We start from the raw sequence: 12,993 nt of genomic DNA on the forward strand, positions 1-12,993 counted from the left end.
GCTTATCTAGTTTATTTGCCCATGCTGGCTTTGATTACTTCGAGTAGGGCGGCGGCAGTATCAAGGTCGTCGGTCAGCGGTTCTACCATCGCAGCCTGGCACGCGAGTATTGGATCACATCCTGCCTTGATTAAAGTGGCCGCATACACTAGCAAGCGGGTCGAGGCGGCCTCTTCCAGATCGTGGTTTTTTAACTGGCGGAAGTGACCGGCCAGTTTCACTAGGCGTTGCGCAGTCGCTGCATCGATACCAGTTTCCCTGATTAGTATCTCTTGCTCCAGCGCGGCAGGCGGGTAATCAAACTGGATTGCGATGAAGCGCTGACGGGTCGATGGCTTGAGGTTTTTTAACAGATTCTGGTAGCCGGGGTTGTACGACACCACCAACATGAATTCTTGCGGTGCCTGTAATTCTTCACCGGTGCGCTCTATCGGTAAAATGCGTCTGTCATCGGTTAGCGGATGCAAGACTACCGTGGTGTCTTTGCGCGCCTCGACTACCTCATCGAGATAACAAATGCCACCTAGCCGTACTGCTCTGGTGAGAGGACCATCGGACCATATGGTCTGGCCGTCGCCGATCAGATGGCGACCAACCAGATCGGCCGCAGTCAGATCATCGTGGCAGGCGACGGTGATCAATGGACGTGCCATTTTAGCCGCCATATGCGCCACAAAACGGGTCTTGCCGCAACCAGTCGGGCCTTTGATGAGTAAGGGCAGTTGATGATGGTAGGCATATTCAAACAGCGCGCATTCATTGCCGACTGGCTGGTAAAACGGCTGTTCTGCAGTTTCACGCAAATTGAGTAACTGATGTGAGGTCAAATCATTCATGACAGGCTTTCTTAGATCTCTAATTAAATTCGGGTAAAGCTAAACCAGATGACGCCCAATACTGTACTTAACCACGCCAGTACGATCAAGCGCCAAGGACCGGCGACGTATCGGAGCGCCATAAACCTGTCGATTATCAGGCTGCCTTTGATTAGCGTAGCAAGTAATACCGGCAACAGAACTTTGCCACCGGAGTAGCCGCTCTCTGCCAGACTGAAACTGATGACAGTGAGTAGCAGCAGGGAAAGCCATTGATAGGTGGCAGTTTTGACGTTGGTCATGGTAGTTCACTCTACTATGTGGAAGCGCGGGGCATTTGGCCCTAACGTAAAACGTAAATCAAGGGGAAGAGGATGATCCACACCAGATCAACCATGTGCCAGTATGCAGCACCAGTTTCGGCCCCTTCGTGATGCCCGGCGCTGTAGCCGCCTTGCCAGGCTTTAATAGCGATAGCGGCAAGTATGATCATGCCTAAAATGACATGCATGAAATGAAAAAACGCCAGAAACAGGTAAAACATATAAAACGTATTGGTCGACATGTTGATGCCGGCGTTGTACTTCCCTGCAAATTCCAGGAATTTTAAAATCAGAAAAAACCCTCCACACAGCATCGCTGTCAATAACCATTTTGCGCCTATTTTCCCTTGGTCGCGCTGTAATGCGGCGATTGCTCTGACTACAAAATAACTACTGCTGACTAATAAAAGAGTGTTGATGAAGCCGGCGCTGCGATCTAACTGTAGTTGTGACTGATTGAACAACTCTATATGGTGCGAGCGGGTAACCGCATACGAGATAAAGAATATTCCAAAGACCAACAATTCGGCCAAAATAAAACACCACATCGCGAAGTCGCCGGGTAAAGCGCGGCCATGCTTGTCCTTACTTGCTTCGAAAATTGCAGGGGAGGGAAGTGGCAGAGGAGTATTCACAATAGGGGGGAGTTGCCCGGAGAAGTCCGGGCAACTTATTTGGTTTTACTTCGGTTGACTGCTACTAGTCTTGATTTGCTTATTGTTACTTGCCGCTACTTACCGCGACCGTTTCACCTTTGATGAAGAAGCTAGTGATATACAGTAGCAGACCTATCGTGAAGATGACACCGGAGCCTAAGCGCAACCAGTAGAAAATCACCAGCTGATCTTGGGTCGCCATGAAGGACATCGGTGTGGTGGAGATTCTTTGCAACCATACCTGCAAAATACCAGCCGCTGTCAGGAATAAGGTGATGAATACCATAGACACCGTCATCAACCAAAAAGCCCACATCTCGACCACTTGCGATTTATTGCTATTGGCTTCACGCCCACGCATGATAGGCATGGTGTAACTAATCATCGTCAAAATCACCATCGCATAGGCACCATAAAACGCCATGTGACCGTGCGCTGCCGTGATTTGCGTACCGTGCGTGTAATAGTTGACTGGTGCTAAAGTATGCAAGAAGCCCCATACGCCAGCGCCGAGGAAAGCCATCACACCGGTGCCCAAGGCCCACAAGACTGCAGCCTTATTTGGATGATCGCGACGTCGACGATTCACCATATTGAAGGCAAACACAGTCATCATGAAGAACGGTATTGGTTCCAAAGCAGAGAACACGCTACCCCACCATTGCCAGTATTCTGGTGCGCCTATCCAATAGTAGTGATGGCCAGTACCAATGATGCCGGAGATTAAAGACATCGCGATAATCACATACAACCATTTTTCTATGACTTCTCTATCTACGCCCGTGACTTTCACCAGGACGAAGGCCAGCATCGCACCTAAAATCAGCTCCCAAACGCCTTCTACCCACAGATGTACTACCCACCACCAATAGAATTTATCCTTGACCAGATTGCTAGGATTGTAGAACGAGAATAGATAGAAAATCGCCAGACCCCATAAACCGGCCAGCATGACCAGACTGATACTGGTTTTGCGACCGCGCAGAACGGTCATGGAAATATTGAACAGAAATACCAGTGCCACGATGACGATGCCGACCTTGGTTGGCAGCGGTTGCTCCAGAAATTCGCGACCCATGGTTTCCAGCAAGTCGTTGCCTGTCAGTTTAGCCAACGTCGCATATGGCACGGCCAGGTAGCCAACGATGGTCAGTGCGCCAGCGACTAAGAAGATCCAGAACATTAGCATCGCCAATTTAGGGCTATGCAGTTCGCGTTCCGATTCTTCCGGGATTAAATAGTAAGCTGCGCCCATAAAACCGAACAGCATCCAGACGATCAGCAGGTTGGTGTGAACCATCCTGGCAACGTTAAACGGTATCGCCGGAAACAGAAAGTCTCCGATAATGTATTGCAGGCCCATAATCAGGCCGAACAGAATTTGCCCTAAAAAGAGGCCAATCGCCGCGATGAAATAGGGCTTCGCGACTGCCTGTGATTTGTATTGCATGGTGTTTCTCCGCTTAGTGTAACTATTGATTCTTGTATTTCTTTAATTTCTTGCCTCAGTGCCTTAGCCTTCGATATTAGGCGGCCATTTATTGGTATTGATTTCTGAGGAATATTTAAGAAATTCGATCATGTCGGCCATTTCTGTATCGTTCAAATGAAATTGCGGCATTTGACGGCGACCGGGAGCACCAGTGGGCTGAGAGTTAATCCATGCTTTGATAAAATCCGGACCCCGACGTTTGTACACATTGCCTAGTTCCGGTGCAAAGTACGCGCCTTCGCCTAGTAAAGTATGGCAACCTATACAGTTACGGGTTTCCCAGATTTTCTTACCGCGTATCGCCGATTCGGTAAGGTTTGCCCTATTGTCTAGCTTAGGCAGGGCAGTCATCGTATCGAAGCTGAGCCCTAAAAAAAGCAAGAAGAAAAATACCGAGCCGCCATAAAAAATATTTCTGGCAGTCGATTTTGTGAATGATGAGCTCATCTGAAGAACCCCCTTGTTATTGTGATTTAAAAAGAAAACTACCTGTCTGCGCTTGCGAAAACGATTTGCGAAATTGGTGTAGGACATTTTCCAACTTCGAGGCAATGTTATTAGCTTTGAAATGGAAAGTCCTTGATGGCGGTCAACGATAAATTGGTCGGAATTGGAATCGCAGCGCTAAGTGAGCTGCCATGGTCGTACCCTGATGTGGTCCGTGTTGCCGACTGCCGACCGTTGCGACAGACTGTGCGCCGGATACCTAATCTGCGCACTTGACGTAGAATGCCAAAGAATTAAGCCTACTTATTTTTGAGTGAATTCATGAGCCAAAAAACCAGTTTCGACTCGATCTCAGCGACTGCTGTAATTCATAGTAACTATCAGGCACCGGCTGGTTTTTCCGCTTTCCCCAGCGCGATCCATCACGCCTCTACGGTGCTGTTTAAGGACGTTGCCGCGATGCGTGAGCGCCGATGGCAAGATAAGTCGGCTTACACCTATGGCCTGCATGGCACGCCCACCAGTTTTACCTTAGAAGCTAGGCTGGCCGAAATCGAACAGGGCAAGTTTTGTTTATTAGCGCCTAGTGGCTTGGCGGCGATTGCGTTGGTGAATATGGCTTTATTGCAAGCTGGTGACGATGTGCTGCTACCAGAAAATGTGTATAGCCCTAGCCGGGATTTAGGTGATTGGCTGGCGCGTAGCTTTGGCGTCAGTGTGCGCTATTACCATCCCTTAATTGGTGCGGCGATCAGCGAATTGCTTCAGCCCAATACCAAATTAATCTGGACTGAAGCGCCGGGTTCGGTGAGCATGGAAGTGCCGGATATCCCGGCCATTTGTGCCGCTGCGCACGCAAAAAATGTGTTGGTGGCGCTGGACAATACCTGGTCTGCGGGGATTGCCTTGCCGGCCTTTGCGCACGGTGTCGATATCGTCATGCAAGCGCTCACCAAGTATCAAAGCGGTGGCTCGGATGTCTTGATGGGCGCGGTGATTACGCGTGATCAGGCACTCAATTTGCGGCTGCAGGCGGCGCATATGCGTCTCGGTTTTGGGGTAGGTATGGACGATGTGTATCTGGTATTGCGCAATCTTGATACTCTGAAGCTGCGTTTTGACGCGCACGACCAAAGTGCTCGTAAGCTTGCTACTTGGCTTAGCACCCGCCCTGAGATAGACACGGTCTTGCATCCGGCCTTGGCTAGCTGCCCTGGTCACGCAATCTGGGTGCGCGACTTTACTGGCGCCGCTGGCCTGTTCTCGGTGCTGGTCAATGCGCGTTACAGTGAGGCGCAGACTGATTGTTTCGTGAATAGCTTGAAGTTATTTGGCATAGGTTTTAGCTGGGGCGGCGCGCGTAGCCTGTGCTTGCCGTATCGGATACAGCAAATGCGCAGCGATTGGCAGCACCAGGGTACTTTGCTGCGCTTTAACATAGGTCTGGAAGACGCCGATGATTTGATGGCGGATATCGCTCAGGCACTACAACTGATGCAGCACTGCTAGGCCTCCAGTGGAGCGCTCGTTAAATTAAAAATGGGGGAGTATAAGTAAATTTAACCCATATTGCGCATATTCTATGTGCGCATCTAAAATATACTGGTGAGGAGTATGCTAATTGATGGGATTTCTGCCGAGTGTGGCCCGGCAGAAATACTTAGTACTTGCGTTTGCGGCGCGTCAGTTTCAAATCAAGTCAAAATCAAGTTCTAAGCTAGGAACTAAGCCGCGAACTAAGCAGGTACGACGCGACGTAACCAATTGCCGATATCTCTGATCTCTTCTTCGCATACCGAGTGTTGCATCATGTATTCGTGCCACTCTATGGAGTAGCCAAGATCTTGTAAAAGATCACGCGATTGTTCTGCACGTAACAGCGGTATCACCGGATCGGCTGTGCCGTGCGCCAGAAAGATAGGTGTGGCTTGATTGGCCGCAGTTCTTTCGCTTGCCACCACATCGCGCAATGCGACGTAGCCAGACAGGCAAAGTAAGCCAGCCAGTTTTTCCGGGTGACGTAAGCCTACTTGCAAGGCCATCGCACAGCCTTGCGAGAAGCCTGCCAGGATGATGCGTTCAGCCGGAATGCCGCGTGCTTTTTCGCGTGCTATCAAGGTTTCTATGCGAATTTGCGACAGTCGTAAACCCGCCTCGTCTTCGCGTTTGACGATATCGGCACCCATAATGTCGTACCAGGCGCGCATCACATAACCACCGTTTAAGGTGACCGGCATGGTTTGCGCGTGTGGAAACACAAAACGGATAGCGGCGCAGCCTCTGAGGTCTAGTTCTTTGACGATAGGGACGAAGTCATTACCATCGGCACCCAAGCCATGCAGCCAGATTACGGCAACGCTAGGATTCGGGGCGCTTTCAATTTCTATGCTGTCGAGTAAAACGGTGGTCATATAGATTAACTTTATGAGGGTTTAATTTTCGGCTTTTGGGCGTAACGCTGATTTAGGGCGAAATACTTTACACACTGCGTCGTGGGTTTCTATGTAGGGGCCACCGATCAGGTCGATGCAGTAGGGAACCGCTGAGAATATTCCGGCAACGAGCTGCACGCCATTGGCATCTTTAAGACCTTCCAAAGTTTCCTTGATGGATTTTGGCTGGCCCGGCAGATTCATGATCAAAGCCGCATGCTCTGCGCTTTCGCGTATCACTGCCACTTGTCGGGACAAGATTGCGGTAGGCACAAACTTCAGACTGATCTGGCGCATTTGCTCGCCAAAACCTGGCATTTCTTTGGTCGCTACTGCGAGAGTTGCCTCTGGGGTGACATCGCGCCGTGCCGGTCCGGTGCCACCGGTGGTGATTACCAGATCGCACAGTGCCTTATCGACTAAATCGATTAAGGCAGACTCTATGGCAGCGCGCTCATCCGGGATTAATCGTGTTTCCATGATCCAGGGCGAACTCAGGGCGGCCCCAAACCATTCTTGCAAGGCCGGCAGGCCCAGGTCCTGATACACGCCGGCTGAGGCCCGATCCGAGATCGAGACTAAGCCAATCCGCAGGGCGCGCCCCAACTTGTCAGCGTTGCCGCTAGCAAGTTCACTCATCGTCTTCTTCATCCTCATCATCGCCTTCAGTATCATCAGCAGAGCCTGCTGTTTTTACTTTGGAGAGTTCTTTGAGCAATTGAAAGATTTCGCGATAAGCTTTTGGCGGCTTGCTCTCAGCTTGCTCTTTGCGCGCATTACGTATCATGGTACGTAATTGTTGCGCATCGATTTCTGGATGTTCGGCCATCAACTCGGTGACCGCAGTATCGTTGGCCAATAACTTGTCGCGTCTACGCTCTAAAGCGTGCATGGCGGCGGTATCCGATTTGGATGCACCTTTCCAGCTGTCGATGGTTTTTTGTATGAGTGCCACTTCGGTCTCATCTAAAGTACGCATCTTTTTACCGACGAATTGTAATTGTCGACGACGGCCTTCGTGATCCTTGATTTTTTGACATTCAAGGATCGCATCGCGCACGTCTTCCGGCATAGGAACACGTTTGACACGGTCACGCGGCTGGTCGATGAGTTCTTGACCTAACTTTTGCAGACCTGTCATTTCACGTTTTAACTGTGATTTTGAAGGGCGTTCGTACTCTTGTTCGAACTCGGTGGACTTGAAGCCACAGGAGCCTCGATTTGGATTTGGCATAATTGACTCGCCTTTATTCTATAAACTTATTGAAACGGCTGCTATGATACCCTTTTTATCTACGCAACTAAAGAAACCGCCCATGAGCAAACCAGTTTTTACCCATACTCAGGATCAGTTAAGGCAAATTGCACAAGATATGTTGCGTTTTGCACGTGAAAAAGGCGCTACTGACGCCGCCGTAGAAATCAGCGAGGGCGGGGGCCTTTCCGTCAGTGTGCGTAAAGGCAAAGTAGAAACGATAGAACAAAATCGTGATAAAGGCATAGGCGTGACTGTGTACATCGGTCAAAAACGCGGCAATGCCAGCACCTCCGATTTTTCGCAAAAATCTTTATTGGATACGGTAGACGCGGCTTACAACATCGCGCGCTTTACTGCCGAAGACAATTGCGCTGATTTGCCAGAGACCGCCTTGCTGGAAATGCATCCGCAAGATTTGAAACTGTTTTATCCATGGTTAGTAACTGCGGAGGAAGCGATAGAGTTGGCACGCCGTACCGAAGCTGCCGCTTACGCTGTGGATAAGCGCGTTACAAATTGCGAGGGAGCTGGTGTGCATGCTCAGCAATCACACTTTGTAGCGGCAAATTCACGCGGCTTTATGGGCGGTTATCCGTTCTCGCGCCATACCATTTCGGTTTCTCCGATTGCTGGCAAGGGCGCGCGCATGCAGCGTGACGACTGGTATAGCTCACAACGCAATGCTAAAAAACTCGCGCAACCGGAAGCGATAGGAAGCTATGCAGCTGAGCGTGCTCTGGCGCGTTTGAATGCACGTAAGCTCGACACGCGTAAATGTGCGGTGCTGTTTGAAGCGCCTTTGGCAGCGGGATTGCTGGGTTCTTTCGTACAAGCGGTGTCGGGCGGCGCTTTGTACCGTAAATCTAGCTTCTTACTCGATTCATTAGGAACTCAGATTTTTCCTAAACATTTACAAGTGGTGGAAGACCCACATATCCCTGGTGGCGTAGGATCCTCGCCGTTTGATGATGAAGGCGTCAAGACGCAGCGTCGTGATGTGGTCAAGGACGGTATCTTGCAAGGCTATTTTTTGTCTTGTTACTCAGCGCGAAAACTAGGTATGCAAACGACTGGCAATGCCGGTGGTTCGCATAATTTGACGCTCAGCTCTACGCAGACTCAAAAAACGGATAACTTTAAGGCCATGTTAAAAAAAATGGGCACCGGACTTTTAGTGACCGAGCTCATGGGGCAGGGCGTCAATTATGTGACAGGTGATTATTCGCGCGGTGCATCTGGTTTCTGGGTCGAGAACGGCGTGATTCAATATCCGGTCGAAGAGATCACCATCGCCGGAGATATGCGTCAAATGTTTCAGCAAATCGTCGCGATAGGGGCCGATACCTTGATTCGGGGTACGAAGCAAACCGGCTCTATTCTGATAGAGAATATGACTGTTGCTGGTAGTTAAGTCGTTTTTGTCGTAATGCTGGATACGTAGAAATACTTAAATTTGAGCGAGGCTGGGATTTGTCTAAAGATAAATCCCAGCCTTTGTTTTTTATAAGCATTTGATTTTTATGAAGTTTCAAATATATAAGCTGTTAAATGCGCTGGAAATACATGCGGCTCGCAATGTTTATGTTGCAATGCAATATAAACATTGATTGCGAGCTTGATACGCTGCCCATAGAATGGATTTCGCTTGCATAGTAAGTAAGTCTTAATTAGCTTTAATTAGCCTTAATTTATGCTTATTACAGGCGAACCCCGAACCGAAGAAATCGGAAATATCCTTATATTGGAGACAGCATGGAACGTCGTTCCTTTCTAAAAAAAGCAGCAGTAAGCGCCTCTGTAGGTGCCGCCAGTGTGGCAGTTGCAACACCAGCATTGGCAGAAACCCCTACGCTTAATTGGCGTTTGGCATCAAGTTTTCCTAAAAGTTTAGACACTATTTATGGCGCGGCCGAGGTGTTTTGCAATCGCGTTAAAGAACTGACCGAAGGTAAATTTAATATTCGTCCTTTCGCGGGTGGCGAAATCGTGCCAGGTCCAGCGGTGCTCGATGCGGTCAAAGACGGTACTGTGGAAATGGGGCATACCGCTTCCTATTACTTCTTCGGTAAAGATGCGACCTTCGCATTTGATACTGCAATGCCATTTGGCCTGACATCACGCCAGCAAACAGCGTGGATGTTGCATGGTAATGGTATGAAACTGATGCGTGAGTTCTTTGCTGAATACAATGTGGTGAACTTTTTGGGCGGAAATACCGGTACTCAAATGGGTGGCTGGTTTCGTAAAGAAATCAAAACCGTGGAAGACTTGAAAGGTCTGAAATTTCGTGTTGGTGGTTTCGCAGGAAAGGTCATGACTAAGTTGGGTACCGTACCTCAGCAAATCCCAGGTAGCGATATCTACACCGCACTAGAAAAAGGTACGATTGATGCCGCTGAATGGGTAGGTCCTTACGATGATGAGAAACTAGGCTTCTACAAAGTGGCCAAGGTTTACCACTACCCAGGTTGGTGGGAAGGTGGCGCGCAATTGTCATTTTATGTCAGCAAAAAAGAATGGGAAAAATTGCCTAAGTTGTTTCAGCATGCGATCGAAGTAGCGAGTATGGAAGCGCACACTGATATGCAAGCGAAATACGATGCCAAAAACCCAGCTGCTCTGGGGCGTCTGCTGCAAAATAAGATCTCTCTTAAGCCTTTCCCGCAACCTGTGATGGAAGCTTGTTTTAAAGCGGCTCAGGAAACTTTTAATGAAGAAGCTGCCAAGAACCCTAAGTTTAAAAAAGTCTACGATGACTGGGTCGCGTTCCGGAATAACCAGGGGCAATGGTTTAATGTGGCGGAACAATCGTTCGCGAAATTTAATATGTCACGTTCCTTGAAATAAGTTTCCGCAAACGATATTGATGTAGAAAAAAACCGCACATTTGTGCGGTTTTTTTATTGCTAAACAGGATGTTATGGACTGCTTGCACTCATGTTTTCGAAACTTTGGAGTGTCACGTGCTGTTAATGTGCGTCGTTCAATTTGGTGTTTAGCGCACAGTGATACTAGGGAGTGTCAGAATAAATGTTGCTCATATTTTGCTCTCTGACTAGATGGCAGAGATAAAGAGTAATTGGTGTTGGTGAGCAGTGTTAAGTAAAAAAAACCGCCGTAGCGGTTTTTTACTTGAGTTAGATTATTGCGTGAACTTTGGCGCGGGAGGATCCTCCTCTTTGCCTTCGGGAGCTTGATTTGCGCCTTCCGGTAGATTGACCGGGCTGGCATCTTCGGTTGGCATCGTAAGATTCAGTTGCACTTCCTCTTTCATATTCGTCTTTTTCTCCACTGAGACTATGCTAGGGAAGGCGATGATCAGACTGACCATAATGATTTGGGCCGCCACAAAAGGGATGGCACCCCAATAAATATCGCTGGTCTTGACCTCTTTAGGTGCGACTGAGCGCAAGTAGAAAAGTGCAAAGCCAAACGGAGGGTGCATGAAGGAGGTTTGCATGTTCACTCCAAGTAAAACGCCAAACCATATCAAATCTATTCCCATTTTCTCTGCTACCGGTCCGACTAAGGGCACCAGGATGAATGCCAGTTCAAAAAAGTCCAGGAAGAAGGCAAGAACAAAGAACATGATGTTGACTACGATCAGAAAGCCTACATTGCCGCCAGGCAGTGAGGTCAGTAAATGTTCTACCCACAAATCTCCATTGACCGCGCGGAAAACCAGAGAGAATACTGTGGAGCCAATCAGAATAAAGACTACAAAGCAGGATAGGCGGGAAGTCGAGTTCATGGCTTGCTTGGTGAGATCCCAAGATAGGCGGCGATTCATCATTGCCAGCACCATCGCACCGAAAGCACCCATGCCGCCACCTTCGGTTGGAGTGGCGATGCCGATAAAGATGGTACCTAAAACTAAGAAAATAAGTGCCAGCGGCGGAATCAAGACAAACACCACTTTTTCGGCCATGCGTGACAATAATCCTATTTTGAACTGGCGGTTGAGTATCGCAAGTACAAAGGCAAATGCTATCCCTATACTGGCAGAGTAAATGACTAATTCGTCCGTTGCGACATCCGGATGACCCGCAGCGTAGTACTTGGAGTAACTCACGCTGGCACCTATGCTAAGTACTAGCAAGATCAATAAAGATACAGCACCGCTATCGCCATTGTTTTGACGTAGATTACGTGCTTCTGGTGGTAAGGCGGGTACCCAGGTCGGTTTGATGATGGAGATGAGTAAAATATAGCCAGCATACATGGCGGTTAGTACCAAGCCTGGAATAAAAGCGGCTTGATACATGTCTCCCACCGAACGGCCTAATTGATCTGCCATGACGATGAGTACCAGGGATGGTGGAATAATTTGTGCCAAAGTGCCAGAGGCGGCAATCACGCCCGATGCTACTTTTTTATCGTAGCCATAACGTAGCATTACGGGCAGAGAGATCAAGCCCATTGAGATCACTGAAGCTGCTACCACGCCGGTAGTCGCGGCCAGTAGGGCCCCGACAAAAATAACCGCGTAGGCGACACCGCCACGCAATGGGCCAAACAGTTGACCTATGGTGTCGAGTAAATCCTCGGCCATACCGGATCGTTCCAGTATTAAACCCATGAAGGTAAAGAAGGGGATCGCCAATAAAGTATCGTTCGACATAATGCCGAAAATTCGGTTGGGTAGTGCCTGCAATAACTCCGGTTTAAGCAAACCAAATTCTATGCCTAAGAAACCGAAAAACAATCCGTTAGCCGCGAGTGCGAATGCAACCGGGAAGCCTGAGAGTAAAAACAATACTAGTGTGGCAAACATGATGGGAGCCATGTTTGCGATGATAAAAGCCGTCATTTAATTGTCTCCGCCGGTTTATTTTAAATTATTTGCGGTTTTAATCGCTTCAATTTCTTCTTCTGGTGTGGCTGCGTGTTTTTCAAATTCACTTGCCTCAACCAGTCCTTGCAGAAAGCCTATGCGTTTAATTAATTCCGATATCCCTTGTAAGCTCAGCATCAAGAAACCGATAGGTATCAATAATTTAGCAGGCCAGACGATCAAGCCGCCCGCGTTGCTAGACATTTCCTGACTTTGTATTGAGATCCATGCGAAAGGAATAGCGAAGTAGAGTATTAGACCCGCCATCGGTAATAGAAAAAAACTGAAACCGAAAATATCCATCCAGACTTGGGTACGCTTTGAAAAGCGACCGGAGATGACGTCTATCCGTACATGTTCGTTTCTACGTAAGGTGTAGGAGGTGCCGAGCAGGAAAACGGCTGAAAACAGATACCACTGAATCTCTAGCCAGCCGTTGGAACTGGTGTTGAACACATAACGCACTAAGGCATTGCCGGTACATATAAGGACTGCCGCCAATAGCGCCCAACTCACCGCGTGGCCTATCTTTTCATTGAGCGTGTCGATGGATCTCGACATCGAGATGAGAAATTTCATTGCTTGTCTCCTAGTGTAAAACTTCTTTGTATCCATCAGCAAAAGCCTGAGGATTTATTTTTTTCAGAACGAGGCAAGTATAAAACAATTTGTCGCTAGGACAAGTCGTGAAAGCAGACGGTGGGAAGGGATTTTGATGGAAAGAGACAATCCCAGT

The 12,993-nt window shown here is 48.6% G+C and carries 13 protein-coding genes; 3 read left to right on the plus strand and 10 right to left on the minus strand.

From position 1 onward, the window contains the following. Positions 1 to 11: 11 nt before the first annotated feature. The 5 genes from ACO0K8_RS02270 to ACO0K8_RS02290 form a co-directional block, all read right to left on the minus strand. A complete protein-coding gene (locus ACO0K8_RS02270; RefSeq protein WP_422944996.1) occupies positions 12 to 836 on the minus strand; it encodes a CbbQ/NirQ/NorQ/GpvN family protein in 825 nt (274 codons plus the stop codon). Positions 837 to 859: 23 nt separating this feature from the next. Beyond that, on the minus strand, positions 860 to 1,117 hold the full coding sequence (locus tag ACO0K8_RS02275) for a cytochrome C oxidase subunit IV family protein (RefSeq protein WP_422944997.1): 258 nt from the start codon (positions 1,115 to 1,117) through the stop codon (positions 860 to 862). Between the two features lie 41 nt (positions 1,118 to 1,158). Beyond that, positions 1,159 to 1,773, minus strand: coding sequence for a cytochrome c oxidase subunit 3 family protein (locus ACO0K8_RS02280; protein ID WP_422944998.1), 615 nt, complete (start codon positions 1,771 to 1,773; stop codon positions 1,159 to 1,161). An 85-nt stretch (positions 1,774 to 1,858) separates the two neighbouring features. Further along, positions 1,859 to 3,244: a cbb3-type cytochrome c oxidase subunit I gene (locus ACO0K8_RS02285; RefSeq protein WP_422944999.1), complete on the minus strand. Its 1,386-nt coding sequence runs from the start codon at positions 3,242 to 3,244 to the stop codon at positions 1,859 to 1,861. Between the two features lie 63 nt (positions 3,245 to 3,307). Beyond that, positions 3,308 to 3,733 (minus strand): c-type cytochrome, encoded by a 426-nt coding sequence (locus ACO0K8_RS02290; protein ID WP_422945000.1) that lies wholly within the window; start codon positions 3,731 to 3,733, stop codon positions 3,308 to 3,310. 321 nt (positions 3,734 to 4,054) lie between these two features. On the opposite strand from ACO0K8_RS02290, the gene ACO0K8_RS02295 reads away from it, so the two are divergent. Beyond that, the gene (locus tag ACO0K8_RS02295) at positions 4,055 to 5,242 is read left to right on the plus strand and encodes a cystathionine beta-lyase (protein WP_422945001.1); all 1,188 of its coding nucleotides are present in this window, start codon (positions 4,055 to 4,057) and stop codon (positions 5,240 to 5,242) included. A gap of 227 nt (positions 5,243 to 5,469) precedes the next feature. Here ACO0K8_RS02295 and ACO0K8_RS02300 read toward each other — a convergent pair whose 3' ends face one another. From ACO0K8_RS02300 to yjgA, 3 genes are read right to left on the minus strand one after another with little or no spacing between them, the layout of a single operon-like run. Next, positions 5,470 to 6,144, minus strand: coding sequence for an alpha/beta hydrolase (locus ACO0K8_RS02300; RefSeq protein ID WP_422945002.1), 675 nt, complete (start codon positions 6,142 to 6,144; stop codon positions 5,470 to 5,472). 21 nt (positions 6,145 to 6,165) lie between these two features. After that, on the minus strand, positions 6,166 to 6,804 hold the full coding sequence (gene mog / locus ACO0K8_RS02305) for a molybdopterin adenylyltransferase (protein WP_422945003.1): 639 nt from the start codon (positions 6,802 to 6,804) through the stop codon (positions 6,166 to 6,168). Continuing rightward, positions 6,797 to 7,399 (minus strand): ribosome biogenesis factor YjgA, encoded by a 603-nt coding sequence (gene yjgA / locus ACO0K8_RS02310; RefSeq protein ID WP_422945004.1) that lies wholly within the window; start codon positions 7,397 to 7,399, stop codon positions 6,797 to 6,799. The genes mog and yjgA overlap by 8 nt, the downstream gene beginning before the upstream one ends. Before the next feature lie 82 nt (positions 7,400 to 7,481). Between yjgA and pmbA the strand changes: the two genes are divergently transcribed. Together pmbA and ACO0K8_RS02320 are read left to right on the plus strand one after the other, a co-directional pair. Beyond that, entirely contained in the window at positions 7,482 to 8,834 is a 1,353-nt protein-coding gene (gene pmbA, locus ACO0K8_RS02315; RefSeq protein ID WP_422945006.1) for a metalloprotease PmbA, read from the plus strand. Between the two features lie 341 nt (positions 8,835 to 9,175). Then, positions 9,176 to 10,270, plus strand: a complete 1,095-nt coding sequence (locus ACO0K8_RS02320) for a TRAP transporter substrate-binding protein (RefSeq protein WP_422945007.1) — start codon at positions 9,176 to 9,178, stop codon at positions 10,268 to 10,270. 295 nt (positions 10,271 to 10,565) lie between these two features. On the opposite strand, the gene ACO0K8_RS02325 is transcribed toward ACO0K8_RS02320, so the two are convergent. Both ACO0K8_RS02325 and ACO0K8_RS02330 read right to left on the minus strand, forming a co-directional pair. Beyond that, positions 10,566 to 12,233 carry a TRAP transporter large permease gene (locus ACO0K8_RS02325; RefSeq protein ID WP_422945008.1) on the minus strand — a complete coding sequence of 556 codons (1,668 nt, stop codon included), beginning with the start codon at positions 12,231 to 12,233 and terminating at the stop codon, positions 10,566 to 10,568. Positions 12,234 to 12,251: 18 nt separating this feature from the next. After that, positions 12,252 to 12,836, minus strand: coding sequence for a TRAP transporter small permease subunit (locus ACO0K8_RS02330; RefSeq protein WP_422945009.1), 585 nt, complete (start codon positions 12,834 to 12,836; stop codon positions 12,252 to 12,254). Positions 12,837 to 12,993 lie beyond the last annotated feature (157 nt).

The organism is Undibacterium sp. Ren11W (assembly GCF_049340485.1).
Taxonomy (GTDB): domain Bacteria; phylum Pseudomonadota; class Gammaproteobacteria; order Burkholderiales; family Burkholderiaceae_D; genus Undibacterium.

Bases quoted from the DNA above. Each gene is read 5' to 3' on its own strand.
- ACO0K8_RS02330 (WP_422945009.1), bottom strand. From the start codon at position 12,836: ATGAAATTTCTCATCTCGATGTCGAGATCCATCGACACGCTCAATGAA.
- mog (WP_422945003.1), bottom strand. From the start codon at position 6,804: ATGAGTGAACTTGCTAGCGGCAACGCTGACAAGTTGGGGCGCGCCCTG.
- ACO0K8_RS02270 (WP_422944996.1), bottom strand. From the start codon at position 836: ATGAATGATTTGACCTCACATCAGTTACTCAATTTGCGTGAAACTGCA.
- ACO0K8_RS02325 (WP_422945008.1), bottom strand. From the start codon at position 12,233: ATGACGGCTTTTATCATCGCAAACATGGCTCCCATCATGTTTGCCACA.
- ACO0K8_RS02290 (WP_422945000.1), bottom strand. From the start codon at position 3,733: ATGAGCTCATCATTCACAAAATCGACTGCCAGAAATATTTTTTATGGC.
- ACO0K8_RS02275 (WP_422944997.1), bottom strand. From the start codon at position 1,117: ATGACCAACGTCAAAACTGCCACCTATCAATGGCTTTCCCTGCTGCTA.
- ACO0K8_RS02285 (WP_422944999.1), bottom strand. From the start codon at position 3,244: ATGCAATACAAATCACAGGCAGTCGCGAAGCCCTATTTCATCGCGGCG.
- yjgA (WP_422945004.1), bottom strand. From the start codon at position 7,399: ATGCCAAATCCAAATCGAGGCTCCTGTGGCTTCAAGTCCACCGAGTTC.
- ACO0K8_RS02295 (WP_422945001.1), top strand. From the start codon at position 4,055: ATGAGCCAAAAAACCAGTTTCGACTCGATCTCAGCGACTGCTGTAATT.
- pmbA (WP_422945006.1), top strand. From the start codon at position 7,482: ATGAGCAAACCAGTTTTTACCCATACTCAGGATCAGTTAAGGCAAATT.
- ACO0K8_RS02300 (WP_422945002.1), bottom strand. From the start codon at position 6,144: ATGACCACCGTTTTACTCGACAGCATAGAAATTGAAAGCGCCCCGAAT.
- ACO0K8_RS02320 (WP_422945007.1), top strand. From the start codon at position 9,176: ATGGAACGTCGTTCCTTTCTAAAAAAAGCAGCAGTAAGCGCCTCTGTA.